The following is a 26,009-nucleotide window of genomic DNA, read 5'->3' on the forward strand; positions in this document are numbered from 1 at the left end:
ACGAGAAATATGCGAATCGCAAGCATCGCAGGACGCGCACACCTGATCCAATCAGACTCCGCCGTCGATATCGCCTCGGCGAGCAATAATCTGTTCCCTTCTGACCCCCAGGGCCTCTACCGGAGATGGGATGAGTTCAGTGAGTGGGCGAAGACGCTAGATCTCGACGAGCTAGATAGTGCACGCTCATTCGAGCAGCGCGACCTCGGAAATCCCGTCGGCCATCCAAGGCAGGTCTTCGCCATCGGCCTCAATTATGCCGACCATGCCCGTGAATCGAAGCTGGAGCCTCCTGCGGAGCCCGTTGTCTTCACCAAGTTCGTCTCGAGCTTCGCCGGGCCGGACAGCGATGTGACGCTGCCCAGCGACATGGTCGACTGGGAGGCCGAGCTCGTTGCGGTAATCGGCAGGGGTGGCCGAGACATTCCCCGCTCCGAGGGCTGGGACCACATCGCAGGGTTCACGGTCGGACAGGACCTGAGTGACAGAACTATTCAGTGGTGGGCCCCTCCTGCCCAGTTCAGTCTTGGGAAATCGCTTGAAAACTTCGCCCCGCTCGGCCCCTGGGTTACCAGCATCGAAGAAATCCGCGCCGAGCACGATCCACAGAACCTGAAAATCGGATGCACTCTTGAAGAGGCAAACGGTTCGACGAGCATCCTCCAGTCAGGCAGCACCTCGCAGATGATCTTCTCGCTTCCTGTCCTCGTTGAAAAGCTCTCCGCGTTAGTGGAACTGCTGCCGGGAGATGTGATCTTCTCCGGGACGCCGGCAGGGGTGGGAATGGGCATGAACCCGCCCACCTACCTGAAACCCGGTCAAACGCTCATCACCACCATCGAGGGCATCGGATCGATTACTCAGCGTTTCCGAAGCAGCAATCCATGAGCTCGCCATCGAATGGGATCGACTCGGACGTTGTCATTATCGGAATGGGGCCGGTCGGAAAGATGGCGGCGCTCCTACTGGCACGGGCGGGTCATTCGGTGACCATCCTCGAGCGGAAGGACGCAACCTACCCGCTCCCACGTGCGGTCGCTCACGACGCCGAGATTGCCAGGGTCTTGCAACACGCAGGCATGCCCGTGGACAGCATGCCAGACGCGGTCGAACCCTACGACGACATGTACGTCTGGGTCAATGCTGACGACGACGTACTGCACCAAGTCGACTGGACGGGAATTGACCCGTCTGGGTGGAACAACACCTACTTCTACAATCAACCCGCCCTTGAGCGCCATCTCGACGAAAAGCTACAGAACCTTCCACGCGTTGTTATCCGACGCGGCGTCGACGCGCGGGTGACCGGGCAAGGGTCGGGCGGCGTTGAGATCGAGGTGCAGGACGTTGCTGATCAGACCGTGACCCGGTTCCGCGCCCGCTACGCGCTCGGCGCAGATGGTGCCAGCAGCAGCACCCGGACCGCTGCGGAAGTCCCTTGGCACGACCTTGGCTACTTCTTCGATTGGCTGGTTGTCGATGTCATTCCAGGTCCTAGTCTCGAAATCACTCACCTCGCGAAACAGGTGTGCGACCCGAAGCGGCCGACAACCGTAGTGCCGGCGGGGCCAGGCCGTCGTCGGTGGGAATTCATGCGCCTTAACGACGAGTCGGTCGAGTCTCTCGTCGACCCCGAACGCATCTGGCAGCTGCTCAAGCCGTTCGGGGTAACAACCGCCAACTCCGCTATCGAGCGGGGAGTGGTTTACACCTTCAACTCCGGATGGGCTGAGAACTGGCGCGTCAACCGGGTGTTCCTGCTCGGTGACGCCGCCCATCAGATGCCACCGTTCGCCGGGCAGGGCCTGGCGGCCGGGTTCCGGGACTGCGTCAACCTCGCTTGGAAGCTCGACCTCGTCCTCCGCGGGATAGCGGAGGACGACCTACTCGATTCATACGCGTCTGAGCGGGTCACTCATGTCTCGGACTTCATCGACTTCTCCCGCTCGCTTGGCCAAATCATCTGCATTACCGATCCTGCGGCGGCAGCAAAACGGGACCGCGCCATGATCGCAGAACGGGAGTCGGGCCGGACTCCGCAAGCGCCGCCGGCCCCGCGGCTGGGCGCAGGTGTGCACTCCGGCGACCGTGGGGGGTACCTCTCCCGCCAGGGCGTTGTTCTGCTGGAAGGCTCCGACTCACCACAAAAGTTCGACGATGCATTCGGCTCTGGCGCTCTGATAGTCGCCGAACCGGTAGAGGAGCTGCCGGTCTCTTCCCGGGAGACACTGAAGGCCCTGGGGATCGCCGTCACCTCCTTTGGCGGTCCCGCATCCGTCATCAACCAGGAATGGGCAAGGTTCGAAGACGTAAACGGGACCTACGCCGAATGGTTCCGGGAATGGGACATCACGGCAGTGCTCGTCAGGCCGGACTTCTACGTCTTCGGAACTGCATCGTCGGGCGAGGAGCTCCTCACATTGGCTTCGGACTACGTGCGAGCAGTAACGGGCAAGTCGACCAGAGCAGGCCTGCCCGTGGACAGAGCTCAAAGCCACGCGCTACACTAGTTATTGATTGATCACTAACTACAGATCGCTAACCAGAGAAGGAGACCTTAATGGGCACGCAAAATGCACAAAAAGAAACCAAGAACACCGCCAAGCACGCGCTCTCAGAGCACCTTCGTCTTGTCTCGTCCGGCCAGATCGACGAATGGGTGAAACTCTTCGCGCCAGATGGAGTACTTGAATTCCCATATGCCCCGGCGGGTGTGCCAAATGTCGTTCAAGGGCATGAGGCCCTCCTCGCGCATATGAGCAGCTTCCCGGCCACATTCGATATCGAATTTGTCGACATTCTCTTCCACGAGACCGTCGAACCGACCTTGGCTATCGCAGAGTTCCGCACGGCCGGGCGGGCTATACCGACGCAGAAGGCATACGAGCAGACCTGCATCTCTGTCCTTTACACCGACGACGAGGGGCGGATCACCCGCTACCTTGACTACTGGAATCCCCTGGTCGCCTTGGAAGCTCTCACCCCCGACGGCCATGAGGGCGAACAGTCAGTTGTCCGCAATTTCAAGAACTGACACCAGTGCGTGAGCATGCGGCGCGGTGCAGAGGCGCCTCGCCGCATGCTTGACTATGACTATGACCATTCTGAGCTCTAGCGCGAAAAGCAACCAGCGCCGTCAAACCGTACTCGAAGCGGCGGTTTCTTGCTTTGCACGGAAGGGCCTCTACGGCACAACGACTCATGAAATTGCGGAGCGCGCAGGGATCTCGCAGCCATACGTCTACCGACTCTTCCCCGACAAGCCATCCTTGTTCGCTAGCTCGGTCGAGTTCGTGTCCGACCTGATGGCGACGACCCTGGCAGAGAAGTTGTCGGAAGCGGCCGCCTCGGTAAATTCACCTGAGAACCTACAAGCAGCGGCGCACAGCGCTTACACCGATTTTGTTGTGGAGAGCGACGTCATGCGCTTCCTCATGCAGGCCAACTGTGCAACCGATGAACCTATAGTAGCCAACGCCGTGCGGGCATGCTATGCGAAACAGGTCATGGTTGTAAGCGAACATATAAGGTCCGACGAGGCGGTACGTCAGTGGTTTGGCGACGGCATGTTGGAGAACGTCGTAGCAAGTCTCGGACTAGCCGATATCAACGAGCCTTGGGCGCGGACGCTTAGCGGCGGCCTGACCAGAAGCTAGAAATCACCTTCGGCACGGTTGCCGACTCCGTGCGCCGCCAGCCGACAATCGGCATCTGTTTTGGTCAGGCAAGAATCGGCAACACCCTCTCCGCCAGACGTTACGCCAACTGGAAGGCCCGTCACGAACAATGGAACAGGATCCGGCGCTAACGGCCGCTAGACAGTATCTGCCAGGTGGGCGTTCGTGGAGGCGGCATTTTTAACATCGTCGGTGAAGAGCTGTAGCAGAGCAAGCACGTTCTCATGAAGGGCTAGGAAATCGTTGGCCTTGAGCTCCAAGAACTGTCCATGTGCGATTGTGTTTCTGCGATTGACGAGCTCCTCGTCAATCATGTTTGCTCGCGTCGTGTACTCCAAACGGCGCGGTAGACCTAGACGCGCTACTACATCAGACAAAACCTTTGATGGTTGCTTTGGGTTTGGACGAGGTCCTCAGCAAGACGGGCCTTACCCGCGAAACCTTCTACAAGGAATGAAGCGAACTCGTTGGTGCCGATGCTTGCTCAATCGCGGAGACCTGTAGCAGGGATCACGTCAAGGTTCTGAGGGTCGTTGACGCGTTCCAGTGCTTGGGTGACCCAGCTGTCATAGCGCATCAGAAGAGCATTACGTTGGGGGAGTACCCCGTGTTCGATGAGGAGCCCGCGGACGTATTCGCGGGTGCGCGAGTCGGGCAGTTCGTCGTAGGTTTCCTGACTGAACTTGGGTGCTGCCGCGAGGTTTCGAAGGAACTCCGTGACGTGCTTTTGCCGGATCCAGGTCATGCTGCTGTTGGCCCGTTTCATTGACTTTAGTGCACCTGCCAAGGTGATCAGCTCCGTGGCCATGGTTCCCGTGGTCGGGTCGGTTAGCAGGTTGTCGACGACGTCGCCGAGGATGCAGGTCCAGCAGCGTCCACCGCAATAGAGTTCGTCTTCGGCGCCGCAGCCCTCGCAGTCGACGTTGAGACGAACGCCCGAGCAGCTGCGGCATGCTGGCTGCTCATCGATGATTCCCGGCAGGACGCCTTCGTGGCCGCAGGCGCAGACTCCACGGGTGCGTTTTGCTTGCTGGTAGCAGTAGCCGCAGATTCCGCCGTCAGGCCACCGGGCGACGGTTTTATGGTGCTGGCCGCAGCGGTTGCAGGGGACCAGCCACCGGACCGGATCCTCTGCTTTGCGTGGCCTACTCACCGTCCTCACGAGCGACGAGGCGGACAGGTTTCGCGATCGGGTTGCCCGGTTGGATGCCGAGGTCTTCGCTGCGCTTCGGGGCGTTGGCCGTTGCCGCGGCGCGCATCTCAACGAATGGCTCGAACAGGTCGTTTGGCGTGCAGTCCAGCGTCCCAGTCAGCCCTGCGGGCCTCTTCCTCATCCCAAAAGGGCTTGTCATGCCGACGAACAAGCAGCAGCCACACTAAACCTCCTAAAGGTGCCAAAAAAGCGGCAACCCACATGTAGTCGGCTAGATCCCATGGTCTCCCCGAGGCGCGAAAGAGGATCAGGACCACCAACTGCCCTAGCGCAATGATCGTGAAGGAGACGAACATGAAGCGGAAGCTGCCGCGAGTCATCTTTGGTTCCCAGCGCTTTGGTCCTTCTGGGCCTTCCATAGTCCGACACTACAAGCCAGACTTTGTTTTGATAATGCGATAGACATGCGGGATCACTGGGCATGCACCTTCTCCTGACCAGGCCAAGCAGTCTTGCCTTCACCTAGTAGATCTGATTTGAGGGCGTAATAAAGCTCTCTTGCGACAAAGCGCTTAAGGCTGCGGATGGCGTCCGAGGTGGAATGCCCTTCTGCACGTTTGCGGTCTCGGTAGGCCTGGGATCGCGGGTCGTAGCGCAGGCGGCAGATGGCAATGAGGTAGATAACCCTGTTGGCCTGCCGGTTACCGCCGCGGTGAAGCCGCATTCTGTGTGATTTCCCGGAAGAGACGGGTATCGGCGCGACTCCACATAGCCTGGCGAATGCGGCCTCGCTGTGGAATCGGTCGACGTTTTGCCCTGCTGTGATGAGCAGCTGTGCGACGCTTACGATTCCGACCTGCGGCAGCGCCGCTGTTCTCGGTGCAACTCTCTTGACCAAGGTGGTCAGGTGCTTCTCTACCTCTTTGATCTGCGACGTGAGCTCCTGGACGCGCCGGCCCAGCTCGCGAAGGGCGTATTTCGCAGCTTGTTCGGGCCCGTGAATGCGGCTAAGAACTGGTCGGAGGCTTCGTGCCTGGGTGGCTTTTCCCTCCAGGGTCTTGGCGTCCAAACGTGCTCTGAGGTCTCCCGGTGCCGTTAGGAGGATGTCTCGGAGCTGCGTCAGAGCGCTGCTGCGGGATTTTATGGCTGAGTCGTGCACCAGATGAAGGTTCCTGATGGCTTCCACAGTTCCGGTGGTGTCCTTCGGCGGTGATGAAGACTCCCCGGAGAGGACCTTGCGGGCGGCAGCCTCCGCGTCGATGGCGTCGCTTTTGCCCATCCTGTTGCGCACTTGGGCATGGCCCTTGTTGACTTCGACGACGTCAAGCAGGGAAGCTGAACCGACAGATCTCCTCAGGGACAGCGCCATCACACGGTGGTCCTGGCCGTCACGAAGCGGGCAAGTCAGGAACCTCTCCCCTGCTACCGCCTCCATTCTCCTCAGTGCTTGCGGGGGAGACCCTGGGTTTTGAGGACAGTATGGCCGGTGCTGGCAAGATCGGCTGGTACAGCCGGAAGCCGGTGGGAATCATCGCGGCGATCACGCCGTTCAATGATCCGCTGAACCTCGTGGCACACAAGCTGGGCCCGGCCTTTATCGGTGGGAACGGCGTCGTCCTTAAGCCTTCCACGCGGACGCCGCTGACCGGCCTGGCTTTTGTCCAACTGCTGCTGGAGGCGGGTGTACCGTCGGGCCGGATCGCGGCGATCGTGACAGGCCCCGGTGTGTCCGAGGCTGTTGTCACGGACCCCCGGGTGGACCTGATTTCCTTCACCGGTGGCCCTGAGACGGCGGAACGCATCGCCGCCATGGCCGGTGCGAAGAAGATCCTGTCCGAACTTGGCGGGAACAACGCCACGATCGTTTGCGCCGACGCTGACCCAGACGCGGCGGCGAAGGCCATCGTGGCCGGCGCGTTTGGTGTGGCCGGGCAGAACTGCCTCTCGGTCCAGCGCGTGTACGTGCACACCTCGCTGTTCGATCAGGTCCTGGAGTGGCAGTAGATGACAGCAGGGGGTGCCTTCCAGTTGGAAGATACCCCCTGTGGCTATCGCGAGCCGGCCCGAGCTCCCGACGCTGGCCGTTAGCGCAGTGCCTTGCAGGCGCGGCCCAGTGCTTCGATCAGGCGGTCGGCGTCATTCATGGAGAAGGGCATGGGGGGACGGAGTTTCAGGACGTTGCCTTGGGCGCCGCAGGCGGAGATGAGGATCCGGTCCTGCCGGAGGGCGTTCACGATGCCGGCGGCGGCCTCCCCATTGGGTGTGAGTGTGGATCGGTCAGTGACGAGGTCGACACCGATGAAGAAGCCGCTTCCGCGGACTTCTGCGACCTGGTCCAGGTCCTGGGTGAGGTGTTTCAGTCCGGTGATGATCTTTTCGCCGACCTTGCGGGCGTTTTCTATGAGTGATTCCTCGCGGATCACGTCCAGGACGGCCTGGGCAGCGGCGATGGCTACGGAATTCCCGCCGAAGGTGTTGAAGTAGCGGATGTTCTTGCCGAACTCCACGAGCAGTTCGGGCTTGAAGATTGCTGCCGCGACGGGGATCCCGTTGCCCATGGGTTTGCCGATGGTCACGATGTCCGGGACGATTCCGTGGCGTTGGAAGCCCCACCATTCCTCGCCGGTGCGGCCGAAGCCGGGCTGGACTTCATCGGCGATGTACAGCCCGCCGGCGGCGTGTACTTCTTCGATGATGGGGCGGAGGAAGCCTGCGGGGCCGGCGAAGACGCCGTCGGAGGAGAAGATGCTGTCGGCGATGAAGGCCGCCAGTCCGATGCCGTGCCGGTGCAGGTCGGCGATGGCGGCCCGCACCTGGTTCCGCAGGTGGTCCTCCAAGGATCCTTGATCGGAGGAGTAGCGGAGGGCGTCCGGGGCGTCGATGACCCGCACGTTCGCTCCGAGGGGCACACCCGCGCCCAGGGACGGCGAGAAGGACGCTACTTCGGTTGTCAGGCCGTGGTAGGCGCCGGAGGTGACGATGATGCCCTGGTTTCCGGTGGCGTATTTTGCCACGCGCATGGCGAGGTCATTGGCTTCGGACCCGGTGCACGTGAACATGACGTGGCCCAGCTCTGCCGGGAACGTGGAGAGCAGCTGCTCGGAGTAATCGAGGATGGATTCCTGGACGTACCGGGTGTTGGTGTTCAGGGTCTGCATCTGTTTGTGGACGGCCGCTATGACGCGCGGGTGGGCGTGACCGACAGAGGGGACGTTGTTGTAAACGTCGAGGTACTCGTTTCCGTCGCGGTCAAACAAGGTGACGCCCTTGCCGCGCACGATTTCCAGGGGGGTGTCGTAGAAGAGCCGGTATCCGGGTCCGAGGCTCTGGTCCCGGCGGCGGATGTTCTTCTGCATCTGATCCGGGAGCTCACCGAGGCGGTTGGGATCAAAGCCGTTGATCATGGCCCGGGACGGCTTGCGGATGGTTTGGGGAGTAGTGCTCATGATGTCTCCTTGGTGGCTAGTGCGTCTGGTTCAGGGTGTGAAAGGGCAGTTTTGGTGCCGGGGCTGCGGCTGTGGCGGCGAGCCGGTCCCAGTCCGGTTTGGAGTGGGAGAGGAGATAATCGCGGCGTTGGGGCGATTGGCTTGCCCGCCACTGGGTGATCAGGGCTCGCAGGAGAAGCCGGGCCTGGGCTGAGATGATCAGGGCCTCCAGCTCCCGGTCGGGCAGTGGATGGATGCTCCGGTAGCCATCCATGACGTGCAGTGCGTGTTCCCAGGGGTTGTCCAGGTCTGTTCCCAGAAGGTTGGCCATGGTGACGCTGATGTCGAAGATCACGGGGGTCCGCACGGCGTCTCCGAAGTCGATGATCCCGGTCACGTACTCCGGCGTGTGGGGGTTGACGAGGACATTGAACGGACTGAAATCCCCGTGGATAACCTGAGAGGTCAGGGTGTCTAGAAGCGGAACCACAGTCTCGTCGAACTGGTCGAAAATGTCTTCGGCCAGGGAGCGTTTGTGCTGCTCATCGACGTAGTCAAGAAGCGGGCGCATCCGGTGGAAGTGCTTGAGGTCCCACAGGAGCAAACGGTCGGCGCGGGGATGCTCGAAGTCCTGCAAAGCAAGGCCCACACGGGCAAGGCTTGAGCCGACCAACTGAAGCTGACCGGGCGAGGCCTCATGGGTGGCCAGCAAATCTCCGGGCATGAAGCGCATCACCCGAAGTACCCGGTCAAAAGGTCCCTCTGGTGCCGGGATGAGGACTTGCGGGTCTCCGGCGAGGCTCCTGATCAGACGCTGGACCGGAAGATCAGGGGCAGTCCGTTCCAAATGCTCCATGCACGCCGTCTGAAGCTGGACGATCACCGGATCCTCATCCGGTGGTGACACCTTCACCAGATAAGATTCTTCTCCGTCCCGGAGGCGGAAAGTCTCGTCCTTCTCGGTCGGAATCCGGACAAGCGTCCCGTTCAGGCCGTAGCACTGTTCAAGAAGCTCCAAGACAGTCGAGTCAGCGAGCTGAGACTGCTCTGCCAGGAGTCCACTCTCCGATGCGACCGCGTCGATAAATTCGGAGTCGGTACTGACATTCATGTCCTAGGCTCCTGCCGCTAAATGGGGAAGTCGATAAGTAGGCACTCAGGGTGTCGCCGTTGAAGCCAGCTTCGACTGTGATTCATGACCGTCCGCGCTGCCCAAAGACCAACTGCTCATCTGTACTGCTGTTCAACAGTTCGACAGTAAATAGTATGCCACGTTTTCGATGGATCTAGCAAGGATTTTAGGCTTTACGGGTCAGTCGTCCGGGGAAGTGCGCCCCTGGAAAGGAGCTGCCGCTGTTGCAGCTACAGCGGAAGGCGCTTAGCTTGCAGCGTGCCTTTCGGCGACAACCTGCCGGATCGATTCGCGATATTGGATGATCGTGTCTGAGACAACCTTCTCCGCCACGGCGGGATCACGCGATTCAAGCGCGTCGACTATGTTTTGGTGCTCAGCCTCGAGCGTATCTGGATCCTCGTACTCGTGCTGTTCAATGGAAAGCACAAACATGAAGTACCTCAGTTCTGTCACCAACTGCTGATAGAACGTCCTCAACTTCTGGCTTCCGAGGAGTCCGACTATGGCGCTGTGAATCGCAAGGTCCTTCTCGACAATCTTATATGGATCTCTAGTCTTCAAAACTGCCCGGAACTCCTCCATTGCGGCGTGAACTTCGTCCAAAGAGGTGCTTTCGGAGATGCTCCGTGCGGCTGTGGTCTCCAGATGGTAACGGGCGTTGTAGACGTCCATGATCTCGGCGTCGGTCGGGTCCCAAACGATAGCGCCCTGATTTGCTCGGTGCCGAATGAGACCGCCCGCTTGAACTATGCGAACGGCTTCGCGAACGGTGTTCCTTGAAAGTCGCAGGTTGTCGGCGAGGACACTCTCCCTGAGGCGTTCACCTGGCTTGAGTCCGCCGCTCAGGATCATGGCTGTGAGTCCATCCGCGACCTGTTGCACGGTAGATGAATGGACTATCTTGATCTGCTCAACCATGCCTTCATCGTACAGGGGATTGTCGAGTGTAGAGCAGTTGACCAGATGGTGATCGGACTACCGGATCCGCATTTTAGAGGGGCAATGGCCGTACCACATAGACCGAGTTCCAGCACTTCCACGCGCCGCTCAAAGCTCTCGATAGTAGTAGAGGAGCGGGTCTGTGTGATTCGGTTCGGTATTGCTGAACCCGCGCGCTTCATAGAAGCGGCGTGTATCTGCGTCCTCACCGTCGACGTTGATTTCGATAAGCTCGCCACCTCGATTCCGCACCAGGTCGCATGCAGCGGCGAGGAGCGCGCTGCCCAGGCGACGGCCACGAAGGCCCGGACGGACGTAGAGCTCGTCGAGGATCGCGACAGGCCCCTTGTACCAGACGTTCAGCCGGAAACTGAGGACTGCCAATCCGGTTGCTGGTTCGCCAATGAGCAGTGCGACGACGTCGTCCCCCGCCAACAGGGAGGCCAGCCGCGACCTGAGTCGGCCGGGGCCCGGGCTCGGCGTGGCGAATTCGGTGTTGAAATCGTGAAGCATTTGGGCAACTATCGCGGAGTCGGCCGTAGTTGCCCGTCGCGGGGTTTTGCTGCTTGCAGAGTCGCTAGCGGTCACGGCTTCATCATGCTCGCCGCGTGAGCCGGCGTCCACCGGGCGACCCAGGCTATTTGGCCTTTTGGAAGATTTAAGTAAGGTGCTCTGCGGTGACGTGGGCCAGATGGTCCACAAGCTCGTTCTGCAACCCCTGGTCGTAGGCGGAGTGGTGTGCTTTCTCCCGGTGCTGATGGTGCCAATATCCGCCACTCGTGACCACAGGACCGACTCGGTTCACCTGGTCGGCGACGTCGCGTGTTTGCTCGACGTCTGACAGGTCGCCGACCACGCCTACCGCGCCGCGGTCAAGGAGATCCTGTACCGCTGTCAGGCGAGCCTGCTCGGGCGTTACCTTGGCCCGTCGCGACATGAGAAACTCGCGGACCTCGCCTCGATTGTCCATAGCTAGAATAAGGCGGCTCCACCGCCGTCTGGGCCCCTGTTAGTACACCCCTCGACAGAGACTGCCAGTGCGGACAGAGACTCCCAGTGCGCGGCGGGGCGGAGGCGGAGAGCCGGCTGGCCTCCTTGCCACTGCTCACCCCGTCCTTGGGTAAACGGAAGTGGCGCTGTCCAATGAGTTTGTGTGCCCATAGGTCCGGGCGGTTGGCGGGACAACGCCGGTGGCGTCTGCTGTGAGTGCCGCTGGGAAATCGACGGTCACGGCACGTACGACTGCCTGCAGGTAACGCGTGGCCGACTCCTCCGTTAGACCGTAGTCACGGATCAGGGACCACACGCCCACTTCGATCACGGATAGCGGGGTTTGCGCGATGGCCGCCCCGGCTTTCCGCGCCAAGTCCAGCAACAACTGACATACCTTGGACAGTCGTCGCGCGCATGCGACGGCGCGGATGACATCCTCGCTGGTGAAAGCGTGGGGAGAGGTTGCGTAAAGCGTCAGCGCGGCGTTGATCCCCCACTCCACATTCACAGGGACGGACAGCACCGATCTCACGCCCTGACCGGCAACAGCAGAGGCGTACCCAGACCAGCGGCGCTCGACGGCGACGTCGGGTATGTGGATGAATTCCCGGTTCGTCACGGCGGTCCGGGCAGGACCGTCCTCGAACGAGCTTTGAACCCCGTCAACGTCCCGGGCCTTCGTGGAGCCCGAGGCCCAGTTCCGGACGTCTCCCTGACGGACGAGTGTGACGGCCCACAGGAAACCCCGGGCTGCGCCGCCGACGTCTTCGACGAATTGCCGTGCCGCCTCGCTGAGGAATGTTTGCACGTAGGGACTGTCCAAGATTGCGGACGGGAAAATGGCCGGCGGTTCCGGTCCACTGTTCAAAGGGGTGGCTTCGGCCATGTTCCACGCTCAAATCACGACGCTCCGGCTCGCTGCAAAACCCTCTAGGAAAAGCATAGAACCGTCCTGCGTAATCCGCGCCCTCGTCCTCGACGAACCCGGGCCACGAAGACATCGAATCCGAGCTGCGAGTCGTTCAACGCAACGCGACGCACCTGCTCGGTCTTGTGAATGGAGCTTCACTGTGCCCACGGCCTGACCGGATGGAGAAGATTCAGGCGCTGCGGCAAGGGTAAGGGCCGCAACGGCATTCAGCAGTCAGGAGTGGGGCAGCCCTTGAGGTTGGCTCGCACCGGCACGATCTTGGATTCGTTCGGTTGCGGCCCAGCTTGCGAGCAGGCGGAGGCGTTCGTCTGATGGGGATCCGGGCACGGCCGGGTAGACGGTGAGGGTGAAGCCCGGGTCTTCGGCGAGCTCCATGGATTCGTAGGCGAGTTCGAGTTCTCCTACGACCGGGTGGCGGAATACTTTGGTCCCGGCGTAGTGGCGCCGCACGTTATGGGCCGCCCAGCGCGCCCGGAATTCTTCGCTGCGCATGGACAGTTCCCCGACGAGGTCGGCCAGGCGTTTGTCGAAGGGGTTGCGTCCGCTCTGCGTGCGCAGGATTGCCACGTTGGTGTTGGCTGCCAGGTCCCAATCGGGGTAGAAATCCCGGGCCCTGGGGTCCAGGAATATGAACCGGGAATGGTTGGCCGGACGTGCCGGGCCCTGGTACATCTCCGAGTAGAGGGCATAGCCGAGCTGGTTGGCTGCGACGATGTCCATGTGGTGGTTGCCGATGAAGGCCGGCGACGCGGTGATGGAGTCAAGCATGAACTGCAGGGTCGGGCGGACGGTCCCGCTCTGGAGGGGACGCCGTCGGGATTTGCCGGACGGGCTGGCTGCACGGGCAAGATTGTAGAGGTGGTCGCGTTCCGCCTCGTCCAGCTTCAGCGCCCCGGCGATGGCGTCGAGGACGCTTTCGGAAGTGCCGGCGAGGTTCCCGCGTTCCAGCTTCGTGTAGTAATCCACGCTGACCCCCGCGAGCATGGCAACCTCTTCACGGCGCAAGCCGGGGACCCGGCGTCGGCCGTGCACAAACGTCAGTCCGGCCATTTCGGGAGTGATCCTGGCCCGTCTCGAGGCGAGGAATTCGCGCGCTTCCATTCTGTTGTCCACGCATCCACGCTACCCGGATCAACCGAGCGTAGGGAGGTACTGCCAGAACCCGGATAAGCAGAGCACTCGCTAGGAATAGCGTGACCCTGTTGCACTGAACAAGACCCCCGTTGACCGCCCTGAAGGAGCCAGCGTGACAGCCATCACCACCCCGATGCCCGCGCGTGAAGAGACCGTCGGCCGCCCGCTCGCGGTCGTGCTCGGCCTGCTGACAATCTTCGGTCCGATCTCCATGGACCTCTACCTGCCTGTCCTGCCAGCCCTGACCGCGGAGCTTCAAAGCACCACCTCAGTGGCGCAGTTGACCATCACCGCCTGCCTGCTCGGCCTGGCCATGGGCCAGGTGGTCGCTGGCCCGCTCTCGGACCGGTTCGGCCGCCGAACGCCGCTCCTCATCGGGGTCATCGCATACACGATCACGTCAGCCCTCTGTGCGCTCAGCCCAACCATCGAAACACTCATCATCGCGAGGTTCGTCCAGGGCCTGGCTGGCGCTGTAGGCATCGTGATCGCCCAGGCTGCCGGCCGGGACGTCTACTCAGGCGGGAAGCTGATTCGGTACTACGGCCGCCTGACCGTGCTCGGCGGACTTGCCGCCATCATCGGCCCCGTCATTGGCGGCCAACTGGCGGCCTTCATCGACTGGCGCGGAGTATTCCTGTTCCTGGCCGCCGTCGGCATCGCCATCCTCGTAGCCTCCCTGGCGGTGTTCCGGGAGACGCTGCCGGAAAACCGCCGCGTCACCGGAGACCTCTCCCACACCGTGAGCGACTTCCGCCGGCTCCTGGCTGACCGGGTATTCGTGGGAGCCGTGCTGATCACCGGCTTCACCTATGCCGCGATCTTCGCTTACCTGAGCGGGGCGACCTTTATCCTCCAGGGCATTTACGGGCTCTCCCCGCAGGGTTATTCATTTGCGTTTGGCCTGAATTCCCTGGGCTTCATGATCTTCGGGTTTCTGGCCGGCCGCCTGTCCGAACAGTGGTCGGAACGAGGCACACTCACCACCGGCCTGATCATGGCCGGCGCCGGCGCCCTGGGCCTGCTCGCGACGGCACTCCTGCAGCTGCCCCTGGCCGCGATCATTCTGTCGCTGTTCACCATGGTCGGCGGTGTGGCCGTGACCAGCCCGCCTGCCACATCGCTCGCGTTGAAGGGCTACCCCGACATCGCCGGCACCGCCTCCTCATTGCTGGGACTGGCCCGGTTCGCCTTTGGCGGCCTCGCCGCACCCCTGGTCGGTATCGGCGGTGCCCACGATCCAGTTCCCTTCGGCATCGTCGCGGCCGCCTCCGCGGCAGCGGCCGCACTCTGCCTGGGACTGGTCAGCACGCGCCACAAAGACCGAGACGTCGCCGTCGGGACCTAGAGGGCGCCCTTGGTCTACCCGACCGGTGGCCTGCTGAGTATATTGACGTCTAATGGGTAGGTTGTGACCACAGCCTCCACGGGCTGAACTTACTCTCCGCATGTGTAAGTTTGGGAAGTGAGGATTTGGTGTCTCACACAATTCCAGCCGGGGCCAGCCGACGGCTCTACAACGAAGACCTTGCACCGGCCGAACATCGTACGTGGGGTTTCTATTCACTGTTTGCGATGTGGATGTCGGATATTCATTCGCTCGGCGGATACACTTTCGCGGCCGGTCTTTTCGCGTTGGGCCTGGGTGCCTGGCAGGTGTTCCTTGCGCTGGTGGCGGGGATCATCATCGTGTTTTTCCTGATGAACTTCTCCGGATACGCCGGCCAGAAAACCGGTGTTCCCTATCCCGTGCTCGCCCGGATCTCGTTTGGAACGTTCGGAGCCAACCTGCCGGCCCTTCTTCGTGCGCTCGTGGCTATCGCCTGGTACGGCATCCAGACATGGCTCGCCTCCCGGGCCGTGATCATCATCGCCCTGAAGATCTGGCCCGAACTGGAGGTTCTGACGGAGAACAATTTCCTGGGCGAGTCCACGCTGGGCTGGCTGGCCTTCGTGTTGATGTGGTCGCTCCAGCTTCTACTCCTTCGGAACGGCATGGAGACGATCCGGCGATTCCAGGACTGGGCCGGTCCGGCCGTGTGGGCGGTGATGGGACTGTTGGTTATCTACATCCTGGTCCGTGCTGGGTGGCAGATTTCCCTCGAACTGCCGGGGGGACAGGCGAAATGGGGGGTGGCACATGCCTTCTTCGCCGCCGTAGCGCTAACAGTGACGTACTTCTCCACCCTGATGCTCAACTTCTGTGACTTCTCCCGGTTCGCGCCATCCCGGAAGGCCGTGCGCACGGCGAACCTGTGGGGGCTGCCGGTGAACTTCATCGCCTTCTCCGTGGTCTCCGTCGTCGTCACGGCCGGAACGTTCCAGGTATATGGGGAGCACATCTATGACCCGGTTGAGATTGTCGGGCGGATCGACAACATCTGGGCGCTTCTGCTCGGCGCCGTCACCTTCGCGGTCGCAACGCTGGGAATCAATGTTGTGGCAAACTTCGTCTCGCCGGCCTATGATCTCGCGAACGCTTGGCCGTCGCGGATCGATTTCAAGCGCGGCGGTCTGATCTCCGCAATGATCGCGCTCGTCATTACACCCTGGAACCTCTTCAACAGCCCAGTGGTGATCAACCTTTTCCTCGGAGGCCTCGGCGCCCTGCTAGGGCCGCTGTTCGGGATCATCATGGTTGACTATTATGTGCTCCGCAAGCAGCATGTGCTGGTTCGAGACCTCTTCAGCGAAGAGGGGTACTACACGTATCAAGGTGGCTGGAACCAGAAGGCAGTCATCTCGTTCCTCGTCTCGGCTGTCCCGGCGGTGGTCTTTGCACTCGTCCCCTTATTTGGCGCCGTTTCAGCGTTCTCCTGGTTTGTCGGAGCAATCCTGGCGGCCGTGGTGCACTACTTCATCTCACGCCATGACCAGAGCCTGGCCGAGTCGATCAGGGCTGCGGCCGCCGACGAAGCCGAGCCGGGCGGGACATGGACGCAGATTCCGCAGACCCGCTGAGCCCTGGGAGGGGGTTCTCAGGGGGCGAACTGTCAGGGATTACAGACGACTCTTAGTTATTGTCCGACGGCGGTGGGCCGCTTCCAGCGGGAGCGGCCCGCCGCCGTCGTCGTGGGTCTTGTTGGGCTGTCTCAGGGCCACCCATGCCGGTTCTCAAGCAGCCGGCCTGATGCCGTTGCGTGGCGTTCGCCAAACGTTGCAGAGTCGTCACCGCATCGTCTTGCGGCCCTATCCCCGGTGATTTAACCTGTGTGCTCAGGCTAAATCGAGCCTGCACAATCGGGGGGATGTGTGATGGCTGAAATCAACGCGGTACTGGCAGGGCTGACGGTCGAAGAGCTCGAGGAGATCAAGGCACTTGGGCCGAATGGGCACCTGGGAAGGCATCTGATCGATGCCTTTGACCGCGCCGCAGGCGGTCCGGATGCAGGGAGGGGCTTCTATGTGCTGGACGGCACGGTCAACCCAAATGGCGGACAGGTCCGCATTCTCCGAAACGACGTTAGGGACCGGATCTTCCAAACGCAGCCGACCCAAGGCTAAATCCGGCGAGGCGCTCCGGGGCGCTTTGGGATAACACGTCACGTCAGCGCCATGTGCGCAGCAGCGAGCTGCTGCGCACATGAAGCGCCTTTGGACCCGCCGGTAGCGGATGCATCCAGCAATGTGTCAGGCAACCTGCTGCCCAAATTTTCAGCCGGGGTCGCGCCGTGCCTCTCATAAATTCTGCGCACGCTGCTGCGGGTTCCAGGGCGGACCAGTCCCAAATAGACGCCCGTGAGAACTCTGTTTCAGGCGTGCCTTTTCGCAACCTCTTGCATTATGAGCTGAATCCCATAATATGAGTTAGGTGATTGTGTCGCTCCTCACGGCCGGCACCTATTCCAAGCCTTCAATGTCGAAGGCCACAACGATCGGATTCCCCTCATGTCAGACATTGCTGTCTTGATCAATACCGCCGTGGCCGTTCTCGCCGCGGTCGTGCTGATTGTGCGCTTCAGAGTCAACCCCGTCATTGCCCTGGTCATTGGCTCCGTCTACCTTGGCCTGGCCGTCGGTCTGGGTGTCGAAAAGACCGTGGAAACCATCACCTCCGGTTTTGGCGAGATCATGGTCGAGGTGGGCCTGCTCATCGCTTTCGGCGTCCTGATGGGCTCCATCCTCAACCAGAGCGGCGCTATCCGGCGTCTCGTGGAACACCTCCTCAACACCTTCGGCCCCAAGCGCCTGCCATACACCCTGGGCCTCGCCATCGGTACGCTTCTCCAGTCCATCTTCCTGGACGTCCTGCTCGTCATTTCTGCCCCGCTTGCCCGCAAGCTGGCCCCAAGAATCGGCAAACTTGGCACCGCCCGGGTGGCCACGGCCATGGCCATTGCCCTCGAGTGCGGCATCGTGTTCACCGTTCCCGGCGTTGCCTCGCTGGCCTTGGCAGGGCTGCTGAACGTGCCCCTCGGAAAGATGCTGCTGTTCGGCCTCCTGCTGGTCATTCCAACGATCATCATTTCCATCGCGATCATGACGTTTTTCTTCCGCCGCGGCTTCTGGAACGAGGCGAAGGATGAGGACCACACGTTCGTCGCCGAGGAAGACCAGGAGGGCGAAGAGGAAGAATACGACGGCGGCACGAAGCCTTCCGCTTCGGCGGCACCTGGCGCCCGCACACCCGGCTCTAACGGATCTTCTGCCCGGGCGGCCGGCGCAGCCGTCGCAGTGGCTGATCCTGAGAAGAAGCAGTTCCCGCTGCTCCTGCTCTTCGCTCCGCTCCTGACTTCACTGCTGCTTATCGGCGCTGGTGCGATCCTGCAGATCCTGAATATTGATGTACCCTGGCTGCAGCTCCTGGGTGAGCCCGTCATCGCCCTGCTGATCGGACTCATCGGCACGTGCCTCGTCACCCGCTCGGCCATCGGCCAGAAACGCGTGGAAGAGGCCATTACGGTGGGATTCAAGGAAAGCGGGCAGATCCTGATCCTGACCGGTGTCGGTGGTTCTCTCGCGGCGACGGTAGCCGCTGCAGGCCTCGGCGACATTCTGGGTGGCTTCTTCTCGGCGAGCACCGTCGCCCCACTCCTCGTCGTCTGGGCCATCGCCGCCGTCCTGCACGTCGCCGTCGGCTCGGTCACCCTGTCTGCCATAACGGCAGCAGGACTGCTCGCTCCCATCGCGCCTGCCATCGGGCTGGACCCGGTCCTCCTGGCCCTCGCGGCCGGGGCTGGCTCCCTCTTCATGGTCCACGTCACCAGCAACACCTTCTGGCTCCTGCAGTCGCTGTTGGGGCAGAGCGTAAGGGGAGCGCTGAAATCGGTCACCGTCGGCGTCTCCGTGGCATCCGTCGTCGCGATCCTGCTGATCCTGCTGATGAGCCTGCTGTTCTGACCCGTATTAAGGCAACGACAGCCCAAGTGCGAACGCTACGAAAAGAAGGAAAACCATGACACAGACACGCATCGCGCCGCTGGAAGGCGTCCGCGTCCTGGAATTAGGCAACTACATCGCCGCCCCCACCGCAGGGAGAATGCTTGCCGATTTCGGGGCGGAGGTCATCAAAGTGGAGCGTCCGGACACAGGTGATGAGTTGCGAAACTGGCGCCTGCACAAGGGCGACACGTCCATGCTGTACCGCACCATCAACCGCAATAAGAAGTCCGTGGTGCTGGACCTGCGCACCGAGGCGGGGAAGCAGGCAGTGCTCAGGCTTGCCGCGAAATCGGACATCCTCCTTGAAAACTTCCGCCCCGGAACGCTGGAAAAATGGGGCCTCGGCCCCGGCGTGCTCAACGAGGCCAACCCTGACCTGATTATCACCAGGATCTCCGCCTTCGGGCAGACGGGACCGCTGTCCGAGCGCCCCGGCTTTGCCGCGGTCGCGGAAGCGTATGGCGGATTCCGCAACCTCGTGGGAGACCCGGACCGGCCACCGGTACGGGTGGGGGTCTCGATCGGGGACTCCATCGCCGGGCTGTACGCCGCCTTCGGCTCCATGATGAGCCTGTACCAGCGGGAAGCGCGACGCCGGGACGCCGCCAGCGCTGTGCCGCTCACCGAGCGCATCATCGACGTCGCACTCAATGAGGCCATGTTCTCCATGATGGAATCACTCATTCCGGACTATCAGGCCTACGGAGTGGACAGGCAGCGCGTGGGAGGCCGGATGGAAGGGATTGCCCCGTCGAACGCTTACACCTGCCGGGACGGCGCCAGTATCGTGGTGGCGGGCAACGGTGACTCCATCTTTCAGCGATACATGGAAACCATCGGCCGCCCAGACCTGGCCGCCGACCCGGGACTGCAGAGCAACGCGGGCCGCTGGGCCCGGCGGGAGGAACTCGACCAGGCCATCGGCACCTGGACCGGAGGACTGGACGCCGCTGGGGCCCTCGCGGCCCTCGACGCCGCGGGCGTTCCCGCCGGCCCCATCTACACCGCGGCGGACATCAGCAGCGACAGCCAGTATGCCGCCCGCAACATGATCCAAAAATTCGACGTTTCAACCGGCAACGAAATCCTCTCCGAAGTGGGCTTCCCCGGCATCGTCCCGGTGATCGGCGATCAATCCCTCCCCATCCGGAATCTGGGCCCAGACCTGGGTGAAAATACAGCAGAAATCCTCTGCGGGCTCCTTGACATGGGTCCAGCCGAGATCAACGCGGCGTCGGGCCGCGAGGAGGCACTCCAGTCATGAACCACAACCGCCAAAGCAGCCCGGATGCAACATCCGTTGCTGGATTGAGCACACCGATCCTCAGGGACGTCACCCTGCGCGACGGGCTTCAGCTCACCGGAAAGCTTCTCTCCACAGAGCAGAAAGTGGAGACCGTCCGTGAACTCCTGCGCCTCGGCGTTCCGGCCATCGAACTGGGCTCCATGGCTCGCCCGGACCTCGTTCCCACCATGGCCAACACCCTCGAGGTGGTCAAGGCACTCACCGCAGAGGAACTGGAAAGATGCTGGATCTGGGTTGCGACCCCGGGACATGTGGCGAAGGCCGCGGCCGCAGGGGCGAGGAACTTCCAGTACTGTCTCTCGGCGTCGGACTCCCACAACAAGGCCAACATCGGCCGCACGACGGATGAAAGCCTTGCGGCGCTGCCGCACGCGGTGGAATACGCCAGGGCCGTCAACGGGCAGATCCAGCTGTGCATCGCCACGTCGTTCACCTGCCCCTTCGAAGGCATGGTGCCGGCGGAGCGCGTCCTGTCCATCGCTAACGACCCGCGCACCGAAGGCACCGCTGACATCGTCCTCTGCGACACGCTCGGCCAGGCCATTCCCGCGCAGGTATCCGGACTGGTCGGCCGCGTCCGTGAGGACTCCCCGGCGCGGCGGATCGTCTACCACGGCCACGACACCTGGGGCCTGGGCGTCGCCAACACCCTCGCCGCCATCCAGGCAGGGGCGGACATGGTCGACGGCGCACTGGGTGGCCTGGGCGGCTGCCCCTTCGCCCCAGGCGCCAGCGGAAACACCTCGAGCGAAGACATTCTCTTCGCCACCCGTCCCGGCTGGCTCACCACCGAAAGGTTCGCAGGAATCGTGGGTCTGTCAGAAAAACTGCTCGCTGAACTCGGCGAACCCAACCGCTCAAAGGCAGCCCAAGGCGCCCGGTCCAAGGCTCCGGCCTTCGAATGGGTCATCCCCGCCGACAGCACGGCGCCTTCCACCAGCATGTCCTGCAACACCGGAGGCAACTGACCGTGGGCAACAGTTTCCTCGTCACCACCGCCATCCCGGATCCCGGTCTTCAACTGCTCAGCGACGCCGGCCGGGTCACCGTGCTGCCCGACCCTCCCGACTACATGACGCTGGCGGCGCTCTGCGCCTCAGGCGATTTCGACGTCGTCCTTACCCAGCTGCGCGACGTCATCGATGCCCCGCTCCTGGCGGGCGCGCGGCTGAAAGGCGTCTCCAACTTCGCCGTCGGGTAGAACAACATCGACGTCGAGGCCGCCACCCGGCGCCGCATCGTGGTGGGCAACACGCCCGGCGTCCTGACGGATGCGACAGCCGACATCGCCATGCTGCTCATCCTCGGAACCGCCCGCCGCGCCGTGGAGGCGGACCGGCTGGTCCGCGACGGAAAGTTCCACGGCTGGGAACCGGAACTCCTGCTCGGCCGGGACGTCTCCGGTGCCGTGCTGGGGCTCGCCGGCTTTGGCAGGATTGCCCGGGCCACGGCCAGACGCGCGCTGGGCTTCGGCATGGAGGTACTCTTCTCCCCGCGGCCGCCGGGTGACCGTGCCGTCAGCGACGAGGAACTCGGCGAGTTCGCGGGCAAGGTCCGGCAGGTGCCATGGGAGGAACTCGTGGAACGCAGCGACTACCTGTCCGTGCACGTGCCGCTCTCAGATCAGACCCGACATCTGGTGGACGCCGACGTGCTGCGCCGCATGAAGCCTGACGCCATCCTGATCAACACCGCCCGCGGGCCGATCGTGCACGAGGCCGCACTCGTGGACGCACTGCGGAACGGTGTGATTGCAGCGGCCGGGCTGGACGTGTTCGAGGACGAACCGCGGCTGGCCCCGGGGCTGGCGGAATTGCCCAACACCGTCCTTCTGCCGCACGTCGGAAGCGCCACGGTGCGCGTCCGCAGCGAGATGGCCCGGCTGAGCGCCCTGAACGCCGTGGCCATCGCCGAGGGACGCACGCCCCCGCACGCCGTCAATATCTCTGCCGGACAATGAGCGTTCTCGTCGCCCCGTGATCGGTGCGTCGGTTTCGGGCAGGCGTCAGGCCTCGCCAGGAAACCGGCCACCTATCAATCTCGTCATGTGCTCGGCCGTTGTCAGCAGCGGTTCCACCCACGCCTCGCACGTCTCCTGCGGCATGCGCAGGGTGGGGCCGCTGATGGTCACTGCCCCGACCAGGCCGGCTGCAGAGTCAAAAACCGGAGCGGATAGGCCCGAGGCACCGTCTTCACGTTCACCCACGATGATCGCGAAGCCATCTGTCCGGGTTTTCTTCACGGCGGTGGCCAAATCCTCGGTGCTGGTGATCGTGGATTCGGTGATCGGCTCCAACGGATCGCGCAGGACGGCTTCCAGGAGGTCCGGGTCCCAGGCCAGGAGTACTCTCCCGGCAGAACCGGCGTGGAGCGGCAAGACCTTTCCCAAGTGCATCTCACGCCGAAGGGCATGGCGCGTGTCCGCCATGGCCACGCACACCCGGTAGTGCTGCTCTGTTTTGAAGAAGCATGCGGTCTCGCCGGTGGTGTCCCTAAGGGTCTTGAGCAAAGGGCTGATGACGTCGATGACTTCCATGCCGCGGGTGGCTGGAGCGGCCCAATAAGCCATCCGCATCCCGATGCGGTAGGCATCCTCCTCCCGGTCCAGGAAGCCCTGGGACATCAGGTTGGCAACCAGACGCTGGACCGTGGAAGTAGGCATCCCGGTGGCCTCCCGGATGTCCGCCAGCGAGAGCACCGGCTTGGACAGTGAGAACGCATCCAGGATCGATGAAATTTTGCCCAAAACGAGCAAAGTGTTGCTGCTGGACTTCTCTGAAGATTCGGCCACCGACATACGACTCACGCTAGACGGTGCCTGCACGCGGGTCCAATCGCTTCAGCGGAGTGGGGCTCCTCAAATGCCACGGACGGGATAGTGTCTCGGTTCGTTTGCTCCTGCCCTGCGGGCTCGGACCGAACTCTGGCTGCGGAGCCGAACCGTCACCGGACTCCGTGGCTGTGTGCCAGGGCGATGGCCTCGGTTCGTGAGCGGACGTCGAGCTTTCTGAAGAGATTGCGCACGTGGAACTTGACGGTATTCTCGCTGATGTTGAGGGCGGAGGCGATGGCCCGGTTGCGCCGGCCGGCGGCAAGGTGCTGGAGCACTTCGAGTTCCCTGGCGGCAAGGTTCCATTCGGCGACGTCCCCGGCCGGCTGCGCCGGCGGATCCAAGGGGAGCGCGACGGAGACGTCGGCACCCCAGCCCGGCATCACGTCGATCTGCATGTGTCCGGCAAGTGCCTGGACGCGGCGGTCCAGCCGCCCGATGCTCGGACCGTCGGCGGAGAGGGCACCGCCGCCGTCGTCGCGTACGTTGATCAGCAGGTTGTCCCCGTCGCAGTCCCACTGAGCCCGAACCCTCCGGACTTCGGGTTGTTCCATCATCGCCAGCACCAGCCCGCGGACGATCGCCCGTGCCGCATGAGCGACTTCGCCAGGGAGAGCCCGCCCATTTAGCGGTGGTTCGATGAACTGGACGTCGATGCCGCTAAAGCGGGTCAGCGGACGGAGATCCTCTTGTAGCCGCGTGAAGGCCATGGCGACAGGCTCTTCAACCAGATCCGCAGTCCGGTCACTGACTGTGCGGAGCCCGACGAGCGCTTTAGCCGTCAAATCCGTGACCGTTGAACGCGCCGAGGCGTCGTCCAAAGAGGATGAGCGCAAGGCGGCCAGCAGCGTTTCAAGCGTCGTCGAATGCAGGTCAACGAGTTCAGCCGTGACACGGACGCGCTCGGCGGAAGCGGCCCGTGATTCCATCAGGTACGACGGCGGCGCATCGGCCACTTTCTCCTGGATCCGTTGTGCCGCGATGTGCCACAGGTATTTCACCAGATCAACGGCGGAGGTTTCCCCCGAATCTGCCTTGACGGGATCTGGATCCGTGATGACCAGCAGCGCATGACTCGGACCGTACTTCATGGCGAGCACCGGCCGCCGCTCGGCGGCTATCTCGGCGTCCCCGAACCAGGGGCCATCATCCGCGAGGGAAGCCCGCAACCTCTCAAGCTCGGTGATCGAGACGCGGGAAATGATTCCTTCCCGGCCAGCCTTCTTCTGCGGACGTCCGGTGCAGTCTTCGGTGAAGATGACCAGCGCGCTGCTTCCCAGATAGGGGAGCAGCGCAACACGGAGGCGCTCCGCGATGTGGGTCAAGGGCGCATCGGCCAGCCTCGCTAGTGCCTGCAGAAACGGATCCTGCACATCTGGAAGTGTCGGGACTGTCGCCGTTCCGGGCCGGCCTGCAAGCGTGCTCATCCGTACAGCGTAGCGATTCCTGCCGGAGTGCACTATCCGAACGGGTAGTAATAACCGTCAGAAAAAAGCGTTATGCCCATCCATTCGATCCGAGACGATGGATACAAGTTAGGGGAAAGCATCCGAATCGGCCCCTGCTTGCCGGTCGATATTCGAGTCAAAGGATATGAATCGTGAGTCCCACAGCCACTGCGTCGCCCGTCTTGGACGACACCGTCAGTGCCAATGCACTTAACCTGTCCCTGGTCAGCGACGAGATCGCTGAAACGGCTGCCAAAATTGACCAAAAGCAATTGGCTGATTTGACGGCCCATATCGGACGGGCAGATCGGATCTTTGTCGCCGGCGCCGGCCGGAGTGGCCTGGTCCTGCGCATGGCAGCCATGAGGCTGATGCACTTGGGTCTGACCGTCCACGTCGCCGGCGACACCACCACGCCGGCGATATCTTCCGGCGACCTGCTCCTGGTGGCGTCCGGTTCCGGGACGACGTCCGGAGTAGTCAAGGCCGCGGAAACCGCAGCCAGGGCGGGTGCGCGCATCGCTGCGTTCACCACCAACCCGGGATCGCCGCTGGCCGGACTCGCCGACGCGCTGGTGATCATTCCTGCCGCCCAAAAGACCGATCACGGATCCAGCGTTTCCCGCCAGTACTCGGGAAGCCTCTTCGAACAGGTCCTGTTCCTCGCCACGGAATCGGTCTTCCAGACCCTCTGGGATAACACTGACGAACCGGCCGAACAGCTCTGGCTCAGGCACGCGAACCTCGAATAAGCGAACCCCCGACTTTCCGCTCACCGAAATTCACTACAGAAGGAACAACAACACCATGAAACTCCAAGTTGCAATGGATCTCCTCACCGTCGAGGACGCCCTCGAACTCGCCGGCAAGGTCGCCGAATACGTGGACATTATCGAACTGGGGACGCCGCTGATTAAGGCCGCCGGACTCCCCGCCGTCACCGCCGTGAAGGAAGCCCACCCGGACAAGATTGTCTTCGCTGACATGAAGACCATGGACGCCGGAGAACTGGAAGCCGAGATCGCCTTCAAAGCCGGAGCCGACCTGGTCTCCGTGCTCGGAAGTGCCGACGACTCCACCATCGCGGGCGCCGTCAAGGCGGCCCAGGCCCACAACAAGGGCATCGTCGTAGACCTCATCGGCGTGGCAGACAAGGTCTCCCGGGCCAAGGAAGCACGCGCCCTCGGTGCCAAATTCGTCGAGTTCCACGCCGGCCTGGACGAGCAGGCCCAGCCCGGCTATGACCTGAACGGTCTGCTCAGCGCCGGCGAAGAAGCCCGGGTCCCGTTCTCGGTGGCCGGCGGCGTGAACGCGGCGACCATCGAAGCCGTCCAGCGGGCCGGCGCCGATGTAGCCGTCGCCGGCAGCGCCATCTACAGTGCGGCCGACCCGGCGCTGGCCGCCAAGCAGCTCAAGGCAGCCATCATCTAGTACCCGTCTGTTTGCACTGCGGCGGTCCGCACCTGACGGTGTGGGCCGCCGCATCCATGCTCGCCGGGAAATCCGGCACCGACGTCACAGCAACTCTCATCGATTTGTGCTGCCACCACAGCGCGGAAAAGAACCGCGGCAGGTCGAGCAGGAGAAAGCAGCAATGCCTTACACCCATACTGAACATCGCCTGGGCCTCGGACGGAACCCGTTGCGGGATCCGCG

27 protein-coding genes and 1 pseudogene are annotated in these 26,009 nt (G+C 62.6%); 14 read left to right on the forward strand and 14 right to left on the reverse strand.

What is annotated here, in order from left to right; genetic code table 11:
- Positions 1 to 9 precede the first annotated feature (9 nt).
- The 4 genes from J7E80_RS02695 (at position 10) to J7E80_RS02710 (ending at position 3,656) form a co-directional block, all read left to right on the forward strand.
- A complete protein-coding gene (locus tag J7E80_RS02695) occupies positions 10 to 888 on the forward strand; it encodes a fumarylacetoacetate hydrolase family protein (protein ID WP_215049947.1) in 879 nt (292 codons plus the stop codon).
- A complete protein-coding gene (locus J7E80_RS02700; RefSeq protein WP_215049948.1) occupies positions 885 to 2,510 on the forward strand; it encodes a bifunctional 3-(3-hydroxy-phenyl)propionate/3-hydroxycinnamic acid hydroxylase in 1,626 nt (541 codons plus the stop codon). Before J7E80_RS02695 ends, J7E80_RS02700 begins: the two co-directional genes overlap by 4 nt.
- 50 nt (positions 2,511 to 2,560) lie before the next feature.
- Positions 2,561 to 3,034: a nuclear transport factor 2 family protein gene (locus tag J7E80_RS02705; RefSeq protein WP_215049949.1), complete on the forward strand. Its 474-nt coding sequence runs from the start codon at positions 2,561 to 2,563 to the stop codon at positions 3,032 to 3,034.
- Between the two features lie 61 nt (positions 3,035 to 3,095).
- Positions 3,096 to 3,656, forward strand: a complete 561-nt coding sequence (locus J7E80_RS02710) for a TetR/AcrR family transcriptional regulator (protein WP_215049950.1) — start codon at positions 3,096 to 3,098, stop codon at positions 3,654 to 3,656.
- Between the two features lie 158 nt (positions 3,657 to 3,814).
- Here J7E80_RS02710 and J7E80_RS02715 read toward each other — a convergent pair whose 3' ends face one another.
- The 4 genes from J7E80_RS02715 to J7E80_RS02730 all read right to left on the reverse strand — a co-directional run bounded on the left by J7E80_RS02715 (position 3,815) and on the right by J7E80_RS02730 (position 6,265).
- Complete coding sequence (locus J7E80_RS02715; protein ID WP_215049951.1) at positions 3,815 to 4,054, reverse strand: MAE_28990/MAE_18760 family HEPN-like nuclease; 240 nt, start codon at positions 4,052 to 4,054, stop codon at positions 3,815 to 3,817.
- A gap of 107 nt (positions 4,055 to 4,161) precedes the next feature.
- Positions 4,162 to 4,830 (reverse strand): hypothetical protein, encoded by a 669-nt coding sequence (locus tag J7E80_RS02720; RefSeq protein WP_215049952.1) that lies wholly within the window; start codon positions 4,828 to 4,830, stop codon positions 4,162 to 4,164.
- On the reverse strand, positions 4,823 to 5,011 hold the full coding sequence (locus J7E80_RS02725) for a hypothetical protein (protein WP_251036367.1): 189 nt from the start codon (positions 5,009 to 5,011) through the stop codon (positions 4,823 to 4,825). The genes J7E80_RS02720 and J7E80_RS02725 overlap by 8 nt, the downstream gene beginning before the upstream one ends.
- 291 nt (positions 5,012 to 5,302) lie before the next feature.
- Positions 5,303 to 6,265 (reverse strand): transposase, encoded by a 963-nt coding sequence (locus tag J7E80_RS02730; RefSeq protein WP_251036368.1) that lies wholly within the window; start codon positions 6,263 to 6,265, stop codon positions 5,303 to 5,305.
- A 44-nt stretch (positions 6,266 to 6,309) separates the two neighbouring features.
- Between J7E80_RS02730 and J7E80_RS02735 the strand changes: the two genes are divergently transcribed.
- On the forward strand, positions 6,310 to 6,834 hold the full coding sequence (locus J7E80_RS02735; protein ID WP_251036369.1) for an aldehyde dehydrogenase family protein: 525 nt from the start codon (positions 6,310 to 6,312) through the stop codon (positions 6,832 to 6,834).
- 80 nt (positions 6,835 to 6,914) lie between these two features.
- On the opposite strand, the gene J7E80_RS02740 is transcribed toward J7E80_RS02735, so the two are convergent.
- The 7 genes from J7E80_RS02740 to J7E80_RS02770 form a co-directional block, all read right to left on the reverse strand.
- Positions 6,915 to 8,276: an aspartate aminotransferase family protein gene (locus J7E80_RS02740; protein WP_215049953.1), complete on the reverse strand. Its 1,362-nt coding sequence runs from the start codon at positions 8,274 to 8,276 to the stop codon at positions 6,915 to 6,917.
- A 16-nt stretch (positions 8,277 to 8,292) separates the two neighbouring features.
- Complete coding sequence (locus J7E80_RS02745; protein WP_215049954.1) at positions 8,293 to 9,366, reverse strand: phosphotransferase; 1,074 nt, start codon at positions 9,364 to 9,366, stop codon at positions 8,293 to 8,295.
- A gap of 267 nt (positions 9,367 to 9,633) precedes the next feature.
- Positions 9,634 to 10,308 carry a GntR family transcriptional regulator gene (locus tag J7E80_RS02750; RefSeq protein ID WP_215049955.1) on the reverse strand — a complete coding sequence of 225 codons (675 nt, stop codon included), beginning with the start codon at positions 10,306 to 10,308 and terminating at the stop codon, positions 9,634 to 9,636.
- A 129-nt stretch (positions 10,309 to 10,437) separates the two neighbouring features.
- Entirely contained in the window at positions 10,438 to 10,842 is a 405-nt protein-coding gene (locus tag J7E80_RS02755; RefSeq protein ID WP_251036370.1) for a GNAT family N-acetyltransferase, read from the reverse strand.
- Positions 10,843 to 10,987: 145 nt separating this feature from the next.
- The gene (locus tag J7E80_RS02760) at positions 10,988 to 11,299 is read right to left on the reverse strand and encodes a hypothetical protein (protein ID WP_215049957.1); all 312 of its coding nucleotides are present in this window, start codon (positions 11,297 to 11,299) and stop codon (positions 10,988 to 10,990) included.
- Between the two features lie 135 nt (positions 11,300 to 11,434).
- Positions 11,435 to 12,130, reverse strand: coding sequence for a GAF domain-containing protein (locus tag J7E80_RS02765; RefSeq protein ID WP_215049958.1), 696 nt, complete (start codon positions 12,128 to 12,130; stop codon positions 11,435 to 11,437).
- 336 nt (positions 12,131 to 12,466) lie between these two features.
- Positions 12,467 to 13,366 carry a helix-turn-helix domain-containing protein gene (locus J7E80_RS02770; RefSeq protein WP_215049959.1) on the reverse strand — a complete coding sequence of 300 codons (900 nt, stop codon included), beginning with the start codon at positions 13,364 to 13,366 and terminating at the stop codon, positions 12,467 to 12,469.
- Between the two features lie 142 nt (positions 13,367 to 13,508).
- Here J7E80_RS02770 and J7E80_RS02775 point away from each other — a divergent pair, with 142 nt between their 5' ends.
- From J7E80_RS02775 to J7E80_RS02805, 7 genes and pseudogenes are all read left to right on the forward strand, one after another.
- Complete coding sequence (locus tag J7E80_RS02775) at positions 13,509 to 14,735, forward strand: multidrug effflux MFS transporter (RefSeq protein WP_396020719.1); 1,227 nt, start codon at positions 13,509 to 13,511, stop codon at positions 14,733 to 14,735.
- Between the two features lie 128 nt (positions 14,736 to 14,863).
- Positions 14,864 to 16,348, forward strand: a complete 1,485-nt coding sequence (locus J7E80_RS02780; protein WP_311380751.1) for an NCS1 family nucleobase:cation symporter-1 — start codon at positions 14,864 to 14,866, stop codon at positions 16,346 to 16,348.
- Between the two features lie 294 nt (positions 16,349 to 16,642).
- The gene (locus J7E80_RS02785) at positions 16,643 to 16,891 is read left to right on the forward strand and encodes a hypothetical protein (RefSeq protein ID WP_215049960.1); all 249 of its coding nucleotides are present in this window, start codon (positions 16,643 to 16,645) and stop codon (positions 16,889 to 16,891) included.
- A 384-nt stretch (positions 16,892 to 17,275) separates the two neighbouring features.
- A complete protein-coding gene (locus tag J7E80_RS02790) occupies positions 17,276 to 18,727 on the forward strand; it encodes a GntP family permease (protein WP_215049961.1) in 1,452 nt (483 codons plus the stop codon).
- A 55-nt stretch (positions 18,728 to 18,782) separates the two neighbouring features.
- Positions 18,783 to 20,033, forward strand: a complete 1,251-nt coding sequence (locus tag J7E80_RS02795) for a CaiB/BaiF CoA-transferase family protein (RefSeq protein ID WP_215049962.1) — start codon at positions 18,783 to 18,785, stop codon at positions 20,031 to 20,033.
- Positions 20,030 to 21,043, forward strand: coding sequence for a hydroxymethylglutaryl-CoA lyase (locus J7E80_RS02800; protein WP_215049963.1), 1,014 nt, complete (start codon positions 20,030 to 20,032; stop codon positions 21,041 to 21,043). Before J7E80_RS02795 ends, J7E80_RS02800 begins: the two co-directional genes overlap by 4 nt.
- Positions 21,044 to 21,045: 2 nt before the next feature.
- Positions 21,046 to 22,035 (forward strand): annotated as a pseudogene (locus J7E80_RS02805) (2-hydroxyacid dehydrogenase).
- A gap of 45 nt (positions 22,036 to 22,080) precedes the next feature.
- On the opposite strand, the gene J7E80_RS02810 reads toward J7E80_RS02805, so the two are convergent.
- On the reverse strand, positions 22,081 to 22,872 hold the full coding sequence (locus J7E80_RS02810) for an IclR family transcriptional regulator (protein WP_215049970.1): 792 nt from the start codon (positions 22,870 to 22,872) through the stop codon (positions 22,081 to 22,083).
- 146 nt (positions 22,873 to 23,018) lie between these two features.
- Positions 23,019 to 24,332 (reverse strand): response regulator transcription factor family protein, encoded by a 1,314-nt coding sequence (locus J7E80_RS02815; protein ID WP_215049964.1) that lies wholly within the window; start codon positions 24,330 to 24,332, stop codon positions 23,019 to 23,021.
- A 173-nt stretch (positions 24,333 to 24,505) separates the two neighbouring features.
- Here J7E80_RS02815 and hxlB point away from each other — a divergent pair, with 173 nt between their 5' ends.
- Positions 24,506 to 25,105 (forward strand): 6-phospho-3-hexuloisomerase, encoded by a 600-nt coding sequence (gene hxlB, locus J7E80_RS02820; protein ID WP_215049965.1) that lies wholly within the window; start codon positions 24,506 to 24,508, stop codon positions 25,103 to 25,105.
- A 55-nt stretch (positions 25,106 to 25,160) separates the two neighbouring features.
- Positions 25,161 to 25,784 carry a 3-hexulose-6-phosphate synthase gene (gene hxlA, locus J7E80_RS02825; RefSeq protein WP_215049966.1) on the forward strand — a complete coding sequence of 208 codons (624 nt, stop codon included), beginning with the start codon at positions 25,161 to 25,163 and terminating at the stop codon, positions 25,782 to 25,784.
- On the opposite strand, the gene J7E80_RS02830 is transcribed toward hxlA, so the two are convergent.
- Positions 25,777 to 26,009, reverse strand: a 233-nt coding sequence (locus J7E80_RS02830) for a hypothetical protein (protein ID WP_215049967.1), incomplete at its 5' end; no start/stop codon positions are given. The genes hxlA and J7E80_RS02830 overlap by 8 nt on opposite strands.

This window comes from Arthrobacter sp. ISL-28 (genome assembly GCF_018613875.1).
In the GTDB taxonomy this organism is placed as follows: Bacteria; Actinomycetota; Actinomycetes; order Actinomycetales; family Micrococcaceae; genus Arthrobacter.

Excerpts from the sequence above, each read along its gene's own strand:
- J7E80_RS02790 (WP_215049961.1), top strand. The coding sequence starts at position 17,276 with ATGTCAGACATTGCTGTCTTGATCAATACCGCCGTGGCCGTTCTCGCC.
- J7E80_RS02725 (WP_251036367.1), bottom strand. The coding sequence starts at position 5,011 with ATGAGGAAGAGGCCCGCAGGGCTGACTGGGACGCTGGACTGCACGCCA.
- J7E80_RS02745 (WP_215049954.1), bottom strand. The coding sequence starts at position 9,366 with ATGAATGTCAGTACCGACTCCGAATTTATCGACGCGGTCGCATCGGAG.
- J7E80_RS02730 (WP_251036368.1), bottom strand. The coding sequence starts at position 6,265 with ATGGAGGCGGTAGCAGGGGAGAGGTTCCTGACTTGCCCGCTTCGTGAC.
- J7E80_RS02795 (WP_215049962.1), top strand. The coding sequence starts at position 18,783 with ATGACACAGACACGCATCGCGCCGCTGGAAGGCGTCCGCGTCCTGGAA.
- J7E80_RS02810 (WP_215049970.1), bottom strand. The coding sequence starts at position 22,872 with ATGTCGGTGGCCGAATCTTCAGAGAAGTCCAGCAGCAACACTTTGCTC.
- hxlA (WP_215049966.1), top strand. The coding sequence starts at position 25,161 with ATGAAACTCCAAGTTGCAATGGATCTCCTCACCGTCGAGGACGCCCTC.
- J7E80_RS02705 (WP_215049949.1), top strand. The coding sequence starts at position 2,561 with ATGGGCACGCAAAATGCACAAAAAGAAACCAAGAACACCGCCAAGCAC.
- J7E80_RS02815 (WP_215049964.1), bottom strand. The coding sequence starts at position 24,332 with ATGAGCACGCTTGCAGGCCGGCCCGGAACGGCGACAGTCCCGACACTT.
- J7E80_RS02700 (WP_215049948.1), top strand. The coding sequence starts at position 885 with ATGAGCTCGCCATCGAATGGGATCGACTCGGACGTTGTCATTATCGGA.
- J7E80_RS02710 (WP_215049950.1), top strand. The coding sequence starts at position 3,096 with ATGACCATTCTGAGCTCTAGCGCGAAAAGCAACCAGCGCCGTCAAACC.
- J7E80_RS02755 (WP_251036370.1), bottom strand. The coding sequence starts at position 10,842 with ATGCTTCACGATTTCAACACCGAATTCGCCACGCCGAGCCCGGGCCCC.
- J7E80_RS02740 (WP_215049953.1), bottom strand. The coding sequence starts at position 8,276 with ATGAGCACTACTCCCCAAACCATCCGCAAGCCGTCCCGGGCCATGATC.
- J7E80_RS02800 (WP_215049963.1), top strand. The coding sequence starts at position 20,030 with ATGAACCACAACCGCCAAAGCAGCCCGGATGCAACATCCGTTGCTGGA.
- J7E80_RS02735 (WP_251036369.1), top strand. The coding sequence starts at position 6,310 with ATGGCCGGTGCTGGCAAGATCGGCTGGTACAGCCGGAAGCCGGTGGGA.
- J7E80_RS02760 (WP_215049957.1), bottom strand. The coding sequence starts at position 11,299 with ATGGACAATCGAGGCGAGGTCCGCGAGTTTCTCATGTCGCGACGGGCC.
- J7E80_RS02695 (WP_215049947.1), top strand. The coding sequence starts at position 10 with ATGCGAATCGCAAGCATCGCAGGACGCGCACACCTGATCCAATCAGAC.
- J7E80_RS02750 (WP_215049955.1), bottom strand. The coding sequence starts at position 10,308 with ATGGTTGAGCAGATCAAGATAGTCCATTCATCTACCGTGCAACAGGTC.
- J7E80_RS02785 (WP_215049960.1), top strand. The coding sequence starts at position 16,643 with ATGGCTGAAATCAACGCGGTACTGGCAGGGCTGACGGTCGAAGAGCTC.